The following is an 18,194-nucleotide window of genomic DNA, read 5'->3' as shown; positions in this document are numbered from 1 at the left end:
TCATATAAATGTTATTAAAAGTAATCATTACAATGTATTTTCAAATTTCAACGTACAGTGACTATCAGTGACTATTACTCAAATTATTCTTTCATTAAATTTTTATATAATTTTAAAATAGGATATGCATTAAACATTTCCAAATCTGCATAATCAAGGTTTTCATATCGTATTTTTGCTTCCTGTTTACTCCCAGATAATACATTTATATATAATGTTGCTATTTTTTCATCAATATTTATTAATTTTTCCCTCAACTCGATTAATTTACTTATTACACCATCATCTATTATATTTCTTCTTTTCATAATTTGTGCTTGATTAATTAAGTTCATAAATTTTTTATCATAATCAAAATTGAGTAAATTTTTCAATATATAATCAGCTAAATCTAATAAATCAACTTTTTGGGTTTCATCATAAGAAGCAATTAACTCTAATGCAAAATTATTCAATTTTTCCCATTTTATCTCAGATTTACAATCAAGTTCATCATTTACAATGATTTCCTTTATAACATTAATATCAAAATTAAGTACATCAACAATCATATCTCTAGTTAAGGTATATATAATTGGCATCTGCACTTCTCCCTCTTCTTCTTTAACCACTGCTTGAAATTTACTTAGGAAATCATTAGAGTAGGCATTATATAATAGGTCATCGTATCTGAATAAGACTATATATTTTCCACTAAATTGCATTTTACAATATCCATTATTTTGTATATTGTAATTTTCAAATCGCTTATATTCTAATAATTCTATTAAACCAACTATTTCATTCATTTGGTCATTAAAATCAATTGGTTTAAGTTTTTTATCAATTGGAATTAAATTTCTATATTCTGAGATTTTATTCTTCAGATTATTTATTATATCTCTTATTTCTGTTACATTTATGTTAAACGGATTTATAGATAGTTCGATATTATCTATATTAAAATCACCACCCTTAGATATCTCATTAATAATATAAAAAGATTTTTCTTCTATATTTAATTTATTAAAGGGCATCATAGAATATGTACTTTTATTACTATTTTCAAACACTTGTAGTTTAAAAATATCATTTATAATTATAGACGTAGATTCTTTTGCTACAACAAAACTTATTTTACCTTCGAATAATACTTCTCCATTTTTTATTACTTTTCTTTCTTTTACCCTTTTTATTTTTTCCATACTTAATATTGAATCAGGAATAGTTGCTTCTAGTTCAGGTGAATTTATATCTATATATCCATAAAAATCATTTAATGGGAATCCTCTATGATCCATAACAATATTTTCTGGCGTAGCAACATATGAAAGATTTTTTCCAGTATTTTTTACTTTAATTTGTTTTAATGGATTATGACTCTGTTTTTCGCTTAAGTATTTCACACAATTACTATATAAAACATTTTCATTTTCAATTTCGTACATTTCAATAGTGACACTCTTCTGCTTTTTTTGAAGTAAACGTCTTAAATCTAATAAATGTAGTTGCTTACCATAAACTTGCTTATCAATAACTTTATTATTAACGACAATCAAGTACACCACAAAATAGTAGACGCCACCCTCTTTTTCATATACTTTCAAATCATTCACTTTGACATTATTACGATGTATGACTTTACCACCTCTTTTAGCTACTTGCTTTCCTTTAACCTGAATCTGTATTTTTCCAATAAAATTACTTTTTCTTAAATCTTCTGAGTTATATACAACTAATTCACCATCAAAAGAGATTTTTGTATCATTAGAATTAACATCTGGTTCAATTTTCATAGTACTATTTGCCATCGATTCAATTTTTATAGTGGCTTCTCTTTCAATATTTTTTGAATTCAAACTTTTAATTTTAATGCACTCCTTTTACATTATGAACAACCTATTTTTTAGTTTTATTTGTGATACGCTTCCCCACGCATAATCTTAAACGCACGATACACTTGCTCCAACAATATCACACGCATCATTTGGTGCGGGAAAGTCATTTTACTGAATGACAACGCATAGTCACTACGGTTCATCACATCTTGATGTAAACCATTAGACCCACCGATGACAAATGTAAAGTCGCTTGTGCTACGTGTCATACGTTGCTGAATTTCTTGCGCAAGTGCTTCTGAGCTCAACATCTTACCTTGTATCTCTAATGTAATGACGGTAGATTGTGGCTTGATTTTGGCTAGAATGCGTTGGCCTTCTTTGTATTTCACTTGCTCTACTTCTTTATCGCTCATGGTTTCAGGTGCTTTCTCATCAGGGACTTCTACAACGTCTATTTTTGTATAGGCACCGAGTCGTTTTTCGTATTCTGCGATCGCTTGCTTCCAGTATTTTTCTTTCAATTTTCCAACTGCAATCACTGTAATTTTCATTTTATGCTCCTTATGTGTATAAATTGGTGAGTTATCCACATGTTATCAACTTATTCACACGATACATGCTTTTTATGCACCATATGTATAGAACAACTATGAAGAAATAAGCATTTCTGCTTCATTTTGTGGATAATTCTGTGGATATGTGTATAAATCTGTTGGTAAACTCTTTATTAACATGTGGATAGTATGTTTTGTTGATGTTTTTGTGCACAGTTTTGGGGATAATTCATTGCATATCTGTGCATTTATTCATTTATACTATACACAAAAAGGGCCATGACGTACACAGCTGTTCGTTGTCTGTGATAATCATGACCTCATTGTTAATTTCCTTATAATGTATAGATAGGTGTTGCTTGTTCTTTATCTGTATCACACAGTTTTACTTCGTTCGTCGTATCAATATCATGATCTTGTAAAATCTGTCCAACGCTCATACGTGCCAAGTCTTTCATATTGTTATCTTGAGACAGATGCGACAAGTAAATGCGTTTCGTCTGACCTGTGATGACGTCTCTCATCGCAAAGGCTGCATCTTCGTTGGATACGTGCCCCATATCACTCAGAATACGTTGCTTTGTTTTCCACGGATAACGTCCCATACGCAACATATCGACATCATGGTTACTCTCGAATACGAAGGCATCGCTGCCACGAATCATGCCTTTCATGCGATCGGACACATAGCCTGTATCTGTGATTAATGTCAATTTCTTATAATCATTATGAAAAATATAAAATTGCGGATCAATTGCATCATGAGACACGCTGAATGATTCAATATCAAAGCCTGCAATTGACTTTGTTTCATATGGATTAAAAATGAACTTCTGATCGGTTGGAATCTTGCTGTCTTTCTTTTCGATGCACGACCATGTTTTTTCATTCGCATAAATAGGCAGTCCGTATTTACGTGCAATTACACCTAATCCTTTAATGTGATCGACATGTTCATGTGTCACTAGAATGCCGTTCAGATTTTCAATTTTGCGGTCTATTTGTTCAAATAAGCCTTCCATCTTCTTACCTGTCAGACCAACATCGACAAGTAGACTGCCTTTGTCATTCTCTATATAAGTGGCGTTTCCTGTACTGCCACTTGCAAGTACACTCATTCGTATCAAGTGACCACCCTTTCTACTGTTCTATAATTTTTGGATTCGATGAGACAGCCTCAACATAATACGTTTTCGTCTGATTACCACGCTTTACTTGAATTTCCCAATTGGCTTGAAGCACTTGCAGATTCGTCTCTTTTACGACGGTATAATAACCTAACCGCAAGCCCTTCACTTCATCGCCATCTTTAAGGTACTGATTGTAATAAAGTGCTTCTAATGCTTCATACGCACTGATGACTTTGTGACGCTTATTATTCGCCCCTTTAGACGGACGGATGTCTTCCATAGCAGCTTGCTTATATGATTTTACCTGATTATCTGCAACGACAAATGTCAGGGCAGCACGCTTATTGTTCATGATTGGGAAGCCTTCAAATGTTTGTTCATATTTGATTTCTTCACCTTTTGTTTCTTGATATTGATATTCATTGCCTTTGTAGACGTTATCGTTAATGTACGGTTTAAGGTGAGAAATTGGGTCCAATTTGACATCGACCGTTTCATTGACTTCCTTCGTCAGAACATATCCGTTTTCACTTTGGCTTGAGTCGCTCCGATCTTCTGTGTCTTCTTCAAAGTTACGTGAACGTGCTGTTATCAGCTGCATTTTCACTTTGCTTACTTCGGGAATATTTTTCGGTAGTTTGATGTTTTCTTGTGCGAAGTTGACGCCGTTCTCCGTCGCTGATGGATTCAGTTTTGACTTGTTGTACTTATCAACATACAAAATGACAAGCACGACATTAATAAGGAAGAATACGATAATGAATAATGTTTTGGCGTGTTTCCAATTCATTGTTCGATCAACTCCCCATCATTGAATTCATACCATTTCCCTTCATGTTTCACAAACCATGTCGGTTCAAACTGACAATTTTCTTGAATTTCCAATCGATTGTCCGGCCCTTTCTTCGATACCATACGGTAACCGACCACCAATTGTTCCACTTTTCGATAGTCGACTTGGTTACTGCTTGCCAATGCACCACGCACATCTTCAAGTGTTGGTAACTTCTTAGGTTTTTCACCGTTATCGATTGTTACATTCGTCTTCAACAATCCTCTGCTGTATTCAAAGATCCCACGTTCTCCCCAACTCACCAAAATCTGATTCAATTGATTCGGATAAAAGATTGGGCGTCCATTTAGGAACATCTGATACGTAATCAATCCTTGATCTTTGTTCGTATTGAAGAGACGGAAGTCATCAGTGAAGCCACCGTGCTCGTTGATATAATCAAAGGTTCTCGGAATACTGATATTCATATCTCGTGTACTGTATTCATCTTCTGTCAAGTTCGTATAATGATATGTTTTTCTATCTGGATCGTAGTTCACGACACCTGTGTTGTTGTTGTATATCGTATTCCCACTCTTCGTTGTACGAACAATCGGTGTGTCATCAAACAGAATCGCATTCAAAGCTTCTACACTAATATGATTGAAAATGGTACGATACGTTTTTAAATTATCAGGTGCTTTCGGCGCATAAAGATATGTCGCTTTATTAACGGTATCTTCATTTGTCGAGACGTTCATATAAGGTCGCAATGCCATCTTCAGTTCTTCTAAATGATTTTTTGCACTGCTTGTTCTAATCGATGTTGTCATTTTAACTGCACGATGACGCGTTTCATCAATTGCATAGACAACGAGATGCTCTGCCGAGTCAATATCGTAAATCAAGCGATCAAATTTGAAGTGATTCGGTACTTTGGCCTGCACATCGAGTACATCACCGAGATACATCGTAAGCGGGATGTCTGTCGGGTAGTCTAAAACAAGGAAATGGTCACTCAGTTCTCTCAACAATAAAGACTGATCATTTTCAACGTATAAGACTTTATTGATGTGCTGCTTGGCAAACATATCTGACAGTTCATTCACTTCACGTGTTGCCGGCATGCCTTCCACGTTCGTGCCGTGGACATGAACCAGTTGTAACGGCGCAATGACTTGATTGATTTGTGATTCGAATCGTGGTCCAATCGATTTCGTATTCTCTTTCGCTAGTTCACTGTCTACATCCGCAATATCTGGCGTAAAGTTCCAGATTAACAGTGTCAGGACAATACTTGATATGACAAGCACAGTAAGCATGATGAATTTGATTAATTCTTTAATTCGCATCCCAATCACCATCTTCTATGACTTCACATGGTAACGTAATAAAGATAGACGTTCCTTGACCTTCTACACTATTCGCCCATATACGACCATTGTGTGCTTCGACAATCTCTTTAGAAATGGCAAGACCGAGTCCTGTACCACCCATCTTTCGTGTACGAGCCTTATCCACACGGAAAAAGCGATCAAAGATTTTATCGACCTTGTTTACCGGAATACCGATACCATTATCTTTAATACGAACTGTGAGTCGTTGGTGTGTCGCATTATGTTTCACATGGAACTCTACCCGCTTCTCACCACGTGAATACTTCAACGCATTGGTGATGACGTTATCAAACACTTGTGTCATCTTGTCCGGGTCAATTTCTGTAAAGATCGTCTGACTCGGAATATCACGTACGAATGTCGTTTCCTTCGCTGACATCTCATGACGGTTGATGATTTTGTTGATAAACATGTTGAAGTCGACAATCTCTTTCGTAATCTGTTCCGACTTGTTATCCATTTTCGATAAGTGTAACAGATCGTTCACGAGTCGAATCATGCGTTCCGTCTCTTCTCTCGTTACTGACAAGAATTGCGGCGCGATCGACTCATCTTTCCATGCGCCTTGTTCTAACGCCTCGATATAGCTATTCATCGACGTCAGAGGCGTGCGTAATTCATGCGATACATTGGCCACGAATTCTCGACGTTCTCGTTCGATTTGTTGCTGTTCGGTCACATCATGCAACATCGCAATATAACCGTTCACAAATCCTGTGTTTTGGACAATCGTACTAAAGTTCAGGCGTGCAATAATACCGTCTTCTTCGTTGATATCAATCAGTAAGCTTTCATTGTTATCATTCAGTTCATCTAAGCTGAGTTCGTCATTCAAGTCCAATACGTCAAAGATGAACGCACCTTCGACATCTTCCTTCGTCTTACCGAGCATTTTCAACGCCATGTCGTTAATAATCTTAATCCGCCCACGTCGGTCCGTCGCAATAACACCGTCACTCATATGACGGATCACCGAGTCCAGGCGCCGCTTCTCACTTTCTGTATTCGCCTGTGCTTCTTGTACACGCTTCGAAAGGTTGTTGAACGCCAGTGCCAGTTCACCAATTTCGTCATTACCGTAGATTTTCACACGTTGTGTGTAGTTCCCTTTCGACATCTCAACCGTCTGGTTACGCATATCTGTGATTGGTTTCGTAATCGTACGCGCAATGAAGAAACCTAAAATCACTGTAATAATCAGTGAAATACCTGTACCGACAATAAATATCTGGTTGATATCACTCAGTTGATCGTACACTTGGTTAATATTCGATTCAATGTAAATATTACCGATGAGCCCCTTACTCGTTGTCACCGGCATATTTTTAATCCATACACGCTGCTTGCCCTCTCCATAATCTTTCAAGACCACTTCCGAGTTCGATTGGCGCAACGACAATGCTTTCTGAATCGCACTGTCATTCGCCTTCTGATTGATGAGGTGGCGATTAGACTGCTTCGACGTCGCAACGATAATCTGGTCTGTATCAATGAAGCGAATTTCAATCATTTCATTGCGGTTCGCATATTCATTCAGCAAGTTCTGAATTTCTTTCTGTGTGTTGGTTGTATTGTTACCTTCTGCATAGATCCTTTCAATACTCAACTCGATCTGCTTAGCATTTTGTGCAATGTTCGTTTTGAATGTCTCGGTCATTTCTTTTTCTAGACTATTGGTGAAGTACAGACCGATAATCTGCATACCGATAATAATCAACAAAACATACACGATAACCAGTTTGGTGTGAAGAGATTGAAATTGTTTTAACCACTTCATAAATGCAACATCCTTCTACTCATGATGTTGTAGGAAATATCCCACACCTCGACGTGTCACGATATAGTCTGGATGTGATGGATCATCTTCAATCTTTTCACGCAAGCGACGAATTGTCACATCTACTGTACGTACATCTCCAAAATAATCATAACCCCATACGGTTTGTAATAAGTGTTCACGTGTCATCACTTGTCCCATATGTTTAGAAAGATAGTGGAACAATTCGAACTCACGGTGTGTCAGATCAATTGACTCACCACGTTTTTTAATTGAATACGCATCTGGATACACTACGATATCTTTAATCGCAATCTCGTTAGACTGCTGGCTACTGTCAACGCTTGGTTGTGCATGGTGACGACGTAAATTGGCTTTGACACGTGCGATTAATTCACGTGTACTGAACGGCTTCGTTACATAGTCATCTGCGCCGAGCTCAAGCCCTAACACTTTATCAATCTCAGAGTCTTTCGCCGTTAACATAATGATTGGCATATCATGTTTTTTGCGCACCTCACGGCAGACTTCCATACCGTCTCGACCTGGTAACATAATATCGAGTAAAACAATGTCCGGCTCTTGGGCATAGATTAACTCGACTGCATCATCACCATCGTAGGCAACAAAGACGTCATATCCTTCTTTTTTCAAGTTAAACTCAAGTATATCTGCAATTGGTTTTTCGTCGTCTACTACAACTACTTTTTTCGCCATCATCCATGACCTCATTTCTTCATTCATCCAACGCCGAAACGCTGAACATGTTTTAATATGTGATGAGCCACTATACATAGCGCTCAAGTTCACACTCCTATACCTTATAATGTATCACTTCTAAAGTGTGAATTCTATCCTTTTACTTTTCTATGCCATCCATACATCAGAAAATAATTCCATAAAAAAACTGGATAACATGCTCAGTTGTCATGCATCCAGCTGTATTTCAATTTTATTGTGTACGCTCTGTATCGAATTGAATCAATACTTTGCCATTTGTACGTTGATTGAATGTATAATCAAGTGCTGTTTCTATTTCGTCGATATTGAAGATACGTGGGTCTACGGCCGGAACGATATTTTCACGCTCAATCATGTCCGTGATGACTTTCAATTGTTCACCATCAGCACGTACAAAGATGAAGCGGTATGTCACACCTTGTGCTTTCGCCTTGCGATCAAATTTTTGCCCAGCTAATGTAAATAACAATGTTTTAAACTTCGAAAATCCTTGTTTCTCTGCAAATGCTTTGTTCGGTGCATTGATTAGGCTGACAATCTTTCCACCCGGCTTCATAATCGACAATTCCTTCTCAAATTCTTTTGGCCCTAATGTGTCGATAACATAATCCACATCGGATAAGACTTCCCAGTAGTTTTCCTTCGTATAGTCGATATATTGATCAACCCCTTTTGCTAAGAAAGCATCTTTTGAGCGTGTATTTCCTGAAATTATAACTTTAAGCCCCATTGATTTTGCAAGCGGGACTGCCATCTGTCCGAAGCTACCTGAACCACCAGAGATGAAAAGTGTTTTCCCTGCTTCTACTTCAAGTTCTTCTGTTAATGCTTGATATGCTGTTAAGCCTGTTAATGGTGCTGCAGTTGCTGTTTTTGCATCTATATTTTTAGGAATGGTTGTCAAAAAGTCAGCTTTTACGGCAACATATTCAGCAAATGCTCCGATGCGTGTGATGGGTAGGCGTGTATAGACGACATCCCCTGCAGCCAAACTTTGAACGGCTTGTCCTACTTCTACAACTGTTCCTGACAATTCATTGCCGAGTGTGACTGGCTTAGGATAGTCTTGAATTAGTTTTACAGCACCTGTAATTGTCAACTTTTCTAAAGGGTTAATTGCTGCATATGCGACCTTGATTAATACCTCATCTGTTTGAATGGTTGGGACAGGTATTTCATTCACTGTTACATTTAAATCTTTATTATATTTCTGTAATTGCACGGCCTTCATATAAATTGGCACCTCTTCTTATTTTAGTTTTTTGTGATAATATAGTATTTATGGAAAAACAAAAAATAACCAAATCATTAATCATTACAACAGCACAAACGATAATTCAAGAAACACAGCAGACAGAGATCTCACTGTCCAAAATTGCTGAAGCACTGGATGTCACACACGCTGCTATCTACAAACACTTTGATAACAAACAAGCCTTATGGACTGCTGTTTGTAAAGATTGGTTTATGACGCATATCATCGGACGCATTGACATCGATGACGCTACATATACGGACAAAACGCAATGGCTCCATGATTACCTTTGGGCGTTTGTAAATGCCAAACGAGAGACATATCATTCGAACAAAGTGATGTTTGATCTGAATACACGTTATATCGATAAAGATCCGTTTATGTTGCGAGAAGTTTTAACGCCTTGTTATGTGCGTATTCAACAGCAAATGGGGTATGATGTGTCTCATATTGAAAAAGCTGAAGTTATTCTTTCTGCATTTTCTACCTTCACATTACCAATGTTCAAAGATATGTGGGATTTACCCGACTATGCACATCGCTTTGAGATGACGTTTGACTTAATCAAACAAAGTGTTTAAATCTCCTTTAATTTATGTTGTTTTATTAACATAAGTTAAAGGTTTTTTGTTGTTTAAATAATTAGCTAGTTACAATTTTGAATTTTTGTAACTGAAATATAACATAATTTTTTTAAAATGACGACTGATTCAACTCTCTTTTTTCTTATAAAAGTATTAAAAAAAGCGCACACCATTCGGTGGACGCTTTGGACGTTATCAGTAATACTTTTACATAATAAAAAAGCTCATCCTATTGGATGAGCAATTAGCGGTCCCGACGGGAATCGAACCCGCGATCTCCTGCGTGACAGGCAGGCGTGTTAAACCGCTCCACTACGGGACCATAAATGGTGACTCCTACGGGACTCGAACCCGTGTTACCGCCGTGAAAGGGCGGTGTCTTAACCGCTTGACCAAGGAGCCGTTCTTTAACACAAAAATTATTATAGCATCGTCTTTTCTCGTTGACAAGATTTTTTTTGATTTTTTTTGTATAATTTTTTATAGACGACTAAAAGGGGGACAATATATGGAAATTCCGGAATCACAAACTGTATCTTACAAGCGGGAAAAGCCTAAACGTGCGACGTATTTTGTAAAACGCTTTTTCTTTATCACACTCGGCGCACTATTAATGGGTGTCGCATTAGAATTATTTCTCGTTCCGAATCAATTGCTCGATGGGGGCATTGTCGGTATTTCAATTATTTTATCACATCTAACAGGATGGAAGCTCGGTGTGTTTATCTTTCTTCTTAATTTACCGTTTTTCTTCTTAGGTTATAAGCAGATCGGTAAAACTTTTGCGATTTCTACTATTTACGCAATCACAGTGCTATCTATCTCTACTATTTTACTTCATCCTATTGATCCGGTGATTGATGATAAGTTTCTCGTGACAATTTTTGGTGGTGCCGTACTCGGTATTGGTGTCGGTATCGTTCTAAGATATGGCGGATCACTCGATGGGACAGAAATACTGTCTATTCTCGTACAGAACAAAGTTCCATTTTCAGTTGGTGAAATTGTGATGATTATCAACTTCTTTATCTTCGCAGTTGCAGGCTTCGTCTTCACATGGGAAAGTGCACTGTTTAGTGTTGTTGCCTATTTCATCGCATCAAAAATGATTGATACGGTATTACTCGGCTTTGATGAATCCAAATCAGTATGGGTCATCAGTGATGCTTACAAAGACATTGGTGAAGCCATCAATTCACGCTTAGGACGAGGTGTCACATATTTGAAAGGAGAAGGCGCTTATACAGGTGAAGATAAACGTGTCATTTTCTGTGTCATTACACGTCTAGAAGAAGCAAAATTGAAAGACATTGTAATGGAAATTGATGACAGTGCATTTCTTTCTATCGGTAACGTATCAGAAGTACGTGGCGGTAACCATAAAAAATGCGATATCCACTAATCATGCAATCTATTTACATATTTATCACTTAAGTCGCTTAAGTCCTAAATATGTAAATAGATTTTTTTAGCATAAAAGCCTAAGACAGTGCATGTCTTAGGCTTTTATTCAAGGGGCAGTCTTTCCGAAGTGTATCCGGTAGACTTACCGCATCATTCAATTATACCCACAATTGTTCTACAACATTTGTTTGGTTACGGTCTGGACCTACTGAGAAGATTGAGATATGAACGTTACACAACTCAGAAATACGCTCTAAATAACGACGTGCGTTATCTGGTAATTCGTCTAATGTACGAACACTTGTAATATCTTCTGTCCAACCTGGTAACTCTTCAAAGATTGGTTTGCAGCGTTTTAAATCATTTAAGTTTGCTGGATACTCTGTAATCTCTTTGCCATCTAGCTCGTATGCTGTACAGATTTTCACTGTATCTAAGCCAGTCAAGACATCGATTGAGTTGATTGATAAGTCTGTAATACCGCTCACACGACGAGAGTGACGTAATACTACTGAGTCGAACCAGCCGACACGACGTGGACGTCCTGTTGTTGTTCCGTATTCACGACCAACTTCACGAATATGGTGACCGTCTTCGTCGAACAATTCTGTTGGGAATGGACCATCACCTACACGTGACGTATAGGCTTTACATACACCGACAACTTTTGAAACATTTGTTGGACCCACACCTGCACCAACTGTTACGTTACCTGCGATTGGGTTACTAGATGTAACGAATGGGTACGTTCCGTGGTCGATGTCTAACATGACACCTTGTGCCCCTTCAAATAGTACACGCTCATCTGCAACAAATGCATCGTCCAATACTTTCGCTGTGTCCGTTACATACGGCGCAAGACGTTGACCTGCTGCGTAGTATGTTTCAAAAATATCTTCAAATGCAGGCGCTTCTGCGTTGAACATTCCTTTGAAATAGTCATTTTTGTAGTCTAAGTTTTCTTTTAAGCGCTTCTCGAATACGTCTTTGTCTAAAAGATCAGCCATACGGATACCGATACGTTGTGCTTTGTCTACGTATGCTGGGCCGATACCTTTTTTCGTTGTACCAATTTTGTTATCACCACGACGGGCCTCTTCAAGCTCATCTTGCATTAGATGATAAGGTAAAATCACGTGTGCACGGTTTGAGATACGTAAATTATCTGTTGCGATACCACGTTCATTTAACGCATCTAATTCTTTTAAAATTGCAACTGGATCTACAACGACACCGTTACCGATTACGGATAGTTTGTCTTTGTAGAAAATACCAGATGGTACCAAGTGCAATTTGTATGTTTCACCGTCAAACTTAATTGTGTGACCTGCGTTGTTTCCACCTGAAAAACGTGTAATCACGTCTGCTTGTTCTGCTAAAAAGTCTGTAATCTTACCTTTACCTTCGTCTCCCCATTGTGTCCCAACTACTACGATTGATGACATAAGAGCACCTCCAAGTTTTCTCAATTAACCAAGTGTATTCTACCAATAACTCTCTGCGAATGCAAATGAAAAAACGAACATTCATTTTGATCTAACTCTCGGTATCACTGTTCGATACACAACAACGCACAACAGTGTCAACCACGCATTATACAAGGTTTTTTATAGTACATTAAATGATTTTAAAATCCTAACTAAATTTAAAAATTATCATCTAATACAATACAAAAACCGCACATAAAACAAATAATTAGTTTTAAAGTACGGTTTTTGGCGTAATATTTTTTTATGCCATTTCTGCATGTGCATAATCAATATCTGTAAATTTATTGTATTGTTTCATGAAGTGCAGTTTAACAGTCCCTGTTGGACCGTTACGTTGCTTGGCGATAATGATTTCAATTTCACCATTTTCATCGTTCGTTTGTGGTTCAAAGCTTGCATCATCATCGTCTTCATCACTGTCCCCACGATTATAATAATCATCACGATATAAGAAGGCGACGATGTCCGCATCTTGTTCAATCGATCCTGATTCACGAATGTCACTCATCATTGGTCGCTTATCTTGTCGTTGCTCTACACCACGTGATAGCTGACTGAGCGCTATGACTGGGCATTCTAGTTCACGGGCAATTGCCTTGAGCATACGTGAAATTTCAGAGACTTCTTGTTGACGGTTATCTGACGCACGAGAACCGCTTCCTTGAATCAATTGTAAGTAGTCGATCACAATCATATCAAGCCCATGTTCTTGCTTGAGGCGTCGACATTTCGAACGAATATCTGTAATACGTATGCCCGGTGTATCATCAATAAAAATCTTCGTTCGTGACAGCTTACCGACAGCCACTGTGAAGCGATTCCAGTCTTCTTCTGTCATCGTTCCTGTTCTCAGACGATTCGAATCGACATTTCCCGAACTACATATCATACGTGTTGCTAACTGGTCGGCGCCCATCTCAAGAGAAAAGATACCGACCGTATAATTGTCTTCGTGTGTTGCGACTTTTTGTGCAATATTCAGTGCGAAGGCAGTCTTACCTACCGATGGACGGGCTGCTAAAATAATCAAATCATTGCGGTTGAAACCTGCTGTCATCTGGTCAAGATCGCGATAACCTGTTGGAATCCCCGGTGTTTGACCGCTGTTTTGATCGAGTTCTTCTGCATTTTCATATACTTGACTTAAAACATCACGAATATCTTTGAAACCATCACTTTCACGGGTTGTAGACAGTTCTAAAATACGTCGTTCTGCATCATTTAAAATGGTATCTAAATCTAATTCGTCGTTATAGCCATCACTTGCGATACTATCTGCTGTATGAATCAGTTTACGTTTCATCGCATGCTTGAAGACAACATTCGTATAATATTCGATGTTCCGTGTTGTCGGCACGCTAGACGTAATCTCAGCTAAATATTGTGCGCCACCCGCTTCATTGACAACACCGTCTTGTGTTAAGCGATCTAACACGGTCACGATATCTATGTCATTACCATCTTCATTTAAATGCATCATGGCACGGAAAATATGTTGATGCGGCGCACGATAAAAAGATTCCGGCATTAAGATCTCCTGTGTCGTGGAGATAAGTTCAGGATCTAAAAATATCGCACCTAATACAGATTGTTCCGCTTCATGACTATGTGGCATTTGATTATGTTCAAACATACCATCCATGCCATCAGCCTCCTTTAACTAAATTGCACATTTATTTGATATTTTAAGGCTGGAACATGTCATTATGCCCCAGCCTCTTAACACGCTCCATCACGCTCTTATTGTTCTACTGTATGAACACGAATCGTACCGTCTACATCTTTGTGTAACTTCACAGGTACGTTTGTATAACCTAACGCATGAATTCCGTTCGGTAAGTCCATTTTACGTTTATCCAGCTTGATACCGTGTTGTTTGTTCAATGCTTCAGCGATTTGCTTCGTACTGATTGAACCGAATAATTTGCCGCCTTCACCTGACTTTGCTTTCACTTCAACTTCAAGTGTTTCAAGCTTTTCTTTTAACGCTTTCGCATCTTCAAATTCTTGTTGTTTTTCTTTTTCAATACGTTTATTTTTTTGTTCAAGTTGCTTTAAGTTACCAGGTGTCGCTTCAACCGCATAACCATTTTTGATTAAGAAGTTATTCGCATAGCCAACTGGCACATCTTTAATTTCGCCTTTTTTCCCTTTACCTTTTACGTCTTGTGTGAAAATTACTTTCATGATTCGTCACTCCTGTCTATTTGTTCCGCAATTGCTGTTTTCAACTGTTCGATTGCTGCTTCCACCGTTACATCTTTCATCTGCGTCGCCGCATTTGTAAGATGGCCGCCACCTCCGAGTGCTTCCATCGTTAACTGAACGTTAAAGCCACCCAGTGAGCGTGCAGACATTCCGACTAAGTCCTGCTCTCGGCGTGCAACGACATACGACGCCTCCACACCGTCCAAACTCAACAATTCATCTGCCGCTTGGGCAACTGTTACAGGGTGATAGATTTTGTCATCTGCACCGTGTGCAATCGCAATGCCGTTATCTTGTAACACAACCGTACGTATTAGTTCAGAACGATTAATGTATGTCTCGATGTCATCTTTTAAGAAGTGTTGTGTCAGAATCGTATCGGCACCGTGTGCACGCAAGTAGCTCGCTGCATCAAATGTCCGTGATCCTGTACGCAACGTGAAGTTACGTGTATCGACGATAATTCCCGCATACATGACAGTCGACTCAAGTCGTGTCAAACGTTGCTCTGTCGGCTGATATTCAAGCAACTCGGTAACAAGTTCAGCCGTAGAACTTGCATAAGGTTCCATGTAAACAAGCAATGGATTCGAGATAAAGCTGTCGCCACGACGGTGGTGGTCAATCACAACTTTGCGGTTTGCTTTATTTAAAATGTTCTCATCCATCACCATTTCTGGTTTATGCGTATCAACAACTACCAAAGTTGTTCTAGATGTCATCATATCCCATGCTTCATCAGATGTAATGAAACGTTCTTTCAGCTCTGGTTTTTCATTGATCTCATCCATCACACGTTGAAGTGTTGGATCAATATCTGAATCATTCAACACGACATATGCATCCAAATTATTCATCATTGCAAAGCGTGTGACACCAATTGCTGCACCAATCGCATCTAAGTCTGGGCGCTTATGTCCCATCACGATTACTTTGTCACCTTCAAGCAAGATGTCTTTCAGCGCATGCGAGATAACACGTGCACGAACACGTGTCCGTTTTTCCATCGGGTCAGTCTTACCCCCGTAGAAACGAACGTTACCATTAATATTTTTAATCGCCACTTGGTCTCCACCACGACCCAATGCCAAGTCAAGACCTGATTGTGAAAGTTCGCCAAGATCGATTAAGTTTTCGGAGCCTTCTCCAACACCAATACTGAATGTCAGTTGTGCACGGTAACCACTACTCTTCTCACGCAATTGACTTAAAATGTCAAACTTGCTCTCTTCAATTTCTCGTAAAATACGTCTGTTCAAATACGCAACGAATTGATCTGAGCTATAACGCTTGAAGTAAACGTTATGTGTCTGTGCCCAACGGCTGATAACACGTGTTACCATAGCGTTAATCTCTGAACGCTGCGTATCATTCATATTTTGTGTAATTTCATCGTAGTTATCCAAAAACAACGTTGCAATAATCGGTTGTTGATCTTCATATTCTTGTCGAATTTCAGTTTCTTCTGTCATATCAAGGAAGTAAAGTATTTTCTCTTCTTCTGAATATTTGACACGATATGCGTATGGACCATCTTGGTATTCAATTTCTTTCGCTTTTTCTAATCGTTTCAAAATATTTGGGTACACTTCATTGATTGGATCTGAAATCACATTGCGTTCGATACGTTCTGACATAAACGGATTGACCCATTCAATTTGTTCTGCATCGTCTAATACAATCAATCCCATTGGCATCGTTTTGACCGCTCTATCACTTCCAACTGAAATCTTACCGCTCAACTGATCAATGTAGCGATCAAAATGTTGATACATACGTTTCAGAAGTACTGCACAAATGATAAGCACAACGAACAAGCCTAATGCGAGCGCGAGTGCAAACATCTTGTTAAAAAGCACCAAGACACCAACGCTTATCATGGCAGCAAGCGTCATCAATACAAACGGGATGACCAGTGCCTTCTTTATAGCATGACGATTCATTTTGTCACCTCTTATCGTTTTTTAATCATAGCTTTTAAATTTAAACCTATATCTAACAATCCAATTAAGCGTGTTAAAGGATAAAATGCAATACCTAACATGACAAACACAATCGTCAAACTAATATGTAGACGGTTCATCACACATACATAATGGATAAAACTCAAACCTTGAATAACTAGTAAAAAGCCGAGTACAATTTGAAAATTCACACTGATACTATTCATTGTCGTTGCAGGTTCTGTTGTTATGCCTACCAACAAAGCGATCGCATAAATAATGAAAACTGAACGTCCCATCTGCCATAAAAAGAGAGGTCTGAATACGGGCGTTGCAATCTTGAACTTACGCAAAATAGGACAAATAATAACGAGTGTTAAAAACATGAAAATTGCCAATGCAATGACAATCAAACCTGGCATTTGTATAGCAAGTTGTTGTACCGATGCATTCAATACTTCTTTTGATGCTTCATCTACATCTTGCATTGCAGCTGCTTGATCTACGACGGCTTGATAAGGTTCTAACATTTCATGAGCATAAGGTAATTGTTGAATGCTTTGTAAAAACATCATCACACCTAGCGTTAATACACTCGATACCAATGTTGTCATATACAAGATGCGCTCTTTAGAAGCACGCTGCTGTAACAGACGTCCAATCAATGCGCTGATTACGAAAACAATCATCATAAAGCTCATCAACAAGACACTACCTGTTAATGTGGCAAAGATGAATGTAACAAAGACGCTAAAGCCGAACGAATGGATTGAGCGATGCCATAATATAATACCCGGGAGTGTTGCAAACAGTGCAACAATCAATCCTAATGCGGGTAAGAAGTCTATTACTAAGATGACCAACAGCCATGCAAGTGTACATAGCAACATTGGCTTAAACTGTATTTTTGAAAACAATAACGCCACTTCCAAACTAATTTATTTCTTTATCGCTTATTTTACAAATTTTGCCGTGTGAATACAATGACTTGGATTGATACGACACTGACAAAATATGAATAGAATGAGGCGTCTACGTCTTGTTATGCATACGCATATTCAAAATTTTACCCCTTCTTTTCTTCATTCCTTTGATTATAACAAAATGTCGGATATCCGT

The 18,194-nt window shown here is 38.2% G+C and carries 15 protein-coding genes and 2 tRNA genes; 2 read left to right on the top strand and 15 right to left on the bottom strand.

All coding sequences use genetic code 11. The features are described 5' to 3' along the window. Positions 1-83: 83 nt before the first annotated feature. From MUA51_RS00150 to MUA51_RS00115, 8 genes are all read right to left on the bottom strand, one after another. On the bottom strand, positions 84-1,775 hold the full coding sequence (locus MUA51_RS00150; protein WP_142019153.1) for a hypothetical protein: 1,692 nt from the start codon (positions 1,773-1,775) through the stop codon (positions 84-86). Between the two features lie 116 nt (positions 1,776-1,891). Next, on the bottom strand, positions 1,892-2,371 hold the full coding sequence (rlmH, locus tag MUA51_RS00145) for a 23S rRNA (pseudouridine(1915)-N(3))-methyltransferase RlmH (protein WP_262559900.1): 480 nt from the start codon (positions 2,369-2,371) through the stop codon (positions 1,892-1,894). Positions 2,372-2,709: 338 nt separating this feature from the next. Continuing rightward, on the bottom strand, positions 2,710-3,492 hold the full coding sequence (locus tag MUA51_RS00140; protein WP_262560836.1) for an MBL fold metallo-hydrolase: 783 nt from the start codon (positions 3,490-3,492) through the stop codon (positions 2,710-2,712). A gap of 22 nt (positions 3,493-3,514) precedes the next feature. Beyond that, positions 3,515-4,294 (bottom strand): two-component system regulatory protein YycI, encoded by a 780-nt coding sequence (locus tag MUA51_RS00135; protein ID WP_262559899.1) that lies wholly within the window; start codon positions 4,292-4,294, stop codon positions 3,515-3,517. Next, entirely contained in the window at positions 4,291-5,628 is a 1,338-nt protein-coding gene (locus MUA51_RS00130) for a YycH family regulatory protein (protein ID WP_262559898.1), read from the bottom strand. The genes MUA51_RS00135 and MUA51_RS00130 overlap by 4 nt, the downstream gene beginning before the upstream one ends. Next, positions 5,618-7,450 carry a cell wall metabolism sensor histidine kinase WalK gene (gene walK, locus MUA51_RS00125; RefSeq protein WP_262559897.1) on the bottom strand — a complete coding sequence of 611 codons (1,833 nt, stop codon included), beginning with the start codon at positions 7,448-7,450 and terminating at the stop codon, positions 5,618-5,620. The genes MUA51_RS00130 and walK overlap by 11 nt, the downstream gene beginning before the upstream one ends. Positions 7,451-7,465: 15 nt before the next feature. Continuing rightward, on the bottom strand, positions 7,466-8,167 hold the full coding sequence (gene yycF / locus MUA51_RS00120) for a response regulator YycF (protein WP_262559896.1): 702 nt from the start codon (positions 8,165-8,167) through the stop codon (positions 7,466-7,468). Between the two features lie 235 nt (positions 8,168-8,402). Beyond that, positions 8,403-9,422: an NADP-dependent oxidoreductase gene (locus MUA51_RS00115; RefSeq protein ID WP_262559895.1), complete on the bottom strand. Its 1,020-nt coding sequence runs from the start codon at positions 9,420-9,422 to the stop codon at positions 8,403-8,405. Positions 9,423-9,472: 50 nt separating this feature from the next. On the opposite strand from MUA51_RS00115, the gene MUA51_RS00110 reads away from it, so the two are divergent. Further along, on the top strand, positions 9,473-10,027 hold the full coding sequence (locus MUA51_RS00110) for a TetR/AcrR family transcriptional regulator (protein ID WP_262559894.1): 555 nt from the start codon (positions 9,473-9,475) through the stop codon (positions 10,025-10,027). A gap of 251 nt (positions 10,028-10,278) precedes the next feature. On the opposite strand, the gene MUA51_RS00105 is transcribed toward MUA51_RS00110, so the two are convergent. Both MUA51_RS00105 and MUA51_RS00100 read right to left on the bottom strand, forming a co-directional pair. Further along, a tRNA-Asp gene (locus MUA51_RS00105) sits at positions 10,279-10,352 on the bottom strand. Positions 10,353-10,357: 5 nt separating this feature from the next. Beyond that, positions 10,358-10,432: transfer RNA gene (locus MUA51_RS00100), tRNA-Glu, on the bottom strand. A 106-nt stretch (positions 10,433-10,538) separates the two neighbouring features. Between MUA51_RS00100 and MUA51_RS00095 the strand changes: the two genes are divergently transcribed. Next, positions 10,539-11,432: a YitT family protein gene (locus MUA51_RS00095; RefSeq protein ID WP_262559893.1), complete on the top strand. Its 894-nt coding sequence runs from the start codon at positions 10,539-10,541 to the stop codon at positions 11,430-11,432. A 160-nt stretch (positions 11,433-11,592) separates the two neighbouring features. On the opposite strand, the gene MUA51_RS00090 is transcribed toward MUA51_RS00095, so the two are convergent. The 5 genes from MUA51_RS00090 to MUA51_RS00070 form a co-directional block, all read right to left on the bottom strand. Continuing rightward, positions 11,593-12,879, bottom strand: a complete 1,287-nt coding sequence (locus MUA51_RS00090; RefSeq protein ID WP_262559892.1) for an adenylosuccinate synthase — start codon at positions 12,877-12,879, stop codon at positions 11,593-11,595. 286 nt (positions 12,880-13,165) lie between these two features. Further along, complete coding sequence (gene dnaB, locus MUA51_RS00085) at positions 13,166-14,566, bottom strand: replicative DNA helicase (RefSeq protein ID WP_262559891.1); 1,401 nt, start codon at positions 14,564-14,566, stop codon at positions 13,166-13,168. Between the two features lie 98 nt (positions 14,567-14,664). Further along, positions 14,665-15,111 carry a 50S ribosomal protein L9 gene (rplI, locus tag MUA51_RS00080; protein ID WP_095114944.1) on the bottom strand — a complete coding sequence of 149 codons (447 nt, stop codon included), beginning with the start codon at positions 15,109-15,111 and terminating at the stop codon, positions 14,665-14,667. Next, entirely contained in the window at positions 15,108-17,075 is a 1,968-nt protein-coding gene (locus MUA51_RS00075) for a DHH family phosphoesterase (protein WP_262559888.1), read from the bottom strand. The genes rplI and MUA51_RS00075 overlap by 4 nt, the downstream gene beginning before the upstream one ends. An 11-nt stretch (positions 17,076-17,086) precedes the next feature. Continuing rightward, entirely contained in the window at positions 17,087-17,992 is a 906-nt protein-coding gene (locus tag MUA51_RS00070; protein WP_481906614.1) for a DUF2232 domain-containing protein, read from the bottom strand. Positions 17,993-18,194 lie beyond the last annotated feature (202 nt).

Origin of the sequence: Staphylococcus sp. IVB6214, from assembly GCF_025558585.1 — a bacterium.
Classification (GTDB): Bacteria; Bacillota; Bacilli; order Staphylococcales; family Staphylococcaceae; genus Staphylococcus.
This window is presented reverse-complemented; position numbering and strand designations above follow the sequence as displayed.

What these genes read in the sequence shown, in the direction of transcription:
- MUA51_RS00150 (WP_142019153.1), bottom strand. Translation starts at nt 1,775, where the DNA reads ATGAAAATTGAACCAGATGTTAATTCTAATGATACAAAAATCTCTTTT.
- rlmH (WP_262559900.1), bottom strand. Translation starts at nt 2,371, where the DNA reads ATGAAAATTACAGTGATTGCAGTTGGAAAATTGAAAGAAAAATACTGG.
- MUA51_RS00140 (WP_262560836.1), bottom strand. Translation starts at nt 3,492, where the DNA reads ATGAGTGTACTTGCAAGTGGCAGTACAGGAAACGCCACTTATATAGAG.
- MUA51_RS00135 (WP_262559899.1), bottom strand. Translation starts at nt 4,294, where the DNA reads ATGAATTGGAAACACGCCAAAACATTATTCATTATCGTATTCTTCCTT.
- MUA51_RS00130 (WP_262559898.1), bottom strand. Translation starts at nt 5,628, where the DNA reads ATGCGAATTAAAGAATTAATCAAATTCATCATGCTTACTGTGCTTGTC.
- walK (WP_262559897.1), bottom strand. Translation starts at nt 7,450, where the DNA reads ATGAAGTGGTTAAAACAATTTCAATCTCTTCACACCAAACTGGTTATC.
- yycF (WP_262559896.1), bottom strand. Translation starts at nt 8,167, where the DNA reads ATGGCGAAAAAAGTAGTTGTAGTAGACGACGAAAAACCAATTGCAGAT.
- MUA51_RS00115 (WP_262559895.1), bottom strand. Translation starts at nt 9,422, where the DNA reads ATGAAGGCCGTGCAATTACAGAAATATAATAAAGATTTAAATGTAACA.
- MUA51_RS00110 (WP_262559894.1), top strand. Translation starts at nt 9,473, where the DNA reads ATGGAAAAACAAAAAATAACCAAATCATTAATCATTACAACAGCACAA.
- MUA51_RS00095 (WP_262559893.1), top strand. Translation starts at nt 10,539, where the DNA reads ATGGAAATTCCGGAATCACAAACTGTATCTTACAAGCGGGAAAAGCCT.
- MUA51_RS00090 (WP_262559892.1), bottom strand. Translation starts at nt 12,879, where the DNA reads ATGTCATCAATCGTAGTAGTTGGGACACAATGGGGAGACGAAGGTAAA.
- dnaB (WP_262559891.1), bottom strand. Translation starts at nt 14,566, where the DNA reads ATGGATGGTATGTTTGAACATAATCAAATGCCACATAGTCATGAAGCG.
- rplI (WP_095114944.1), bottom strand. Translation starts at nt 15,111, where the DNA reads ATGAAAGTAATTTTCACACAAGACGTAAAAGGTAAAGGGAAAAAAGGC.
- MUA51_RS00075 (WP_262559888.1), bottom strand. Translation starts at nt 17,075, where the DNA reads ATGAATCGTCATGCTATAAAGAAGGCACTGGTCATCCCGTTTGTATTG.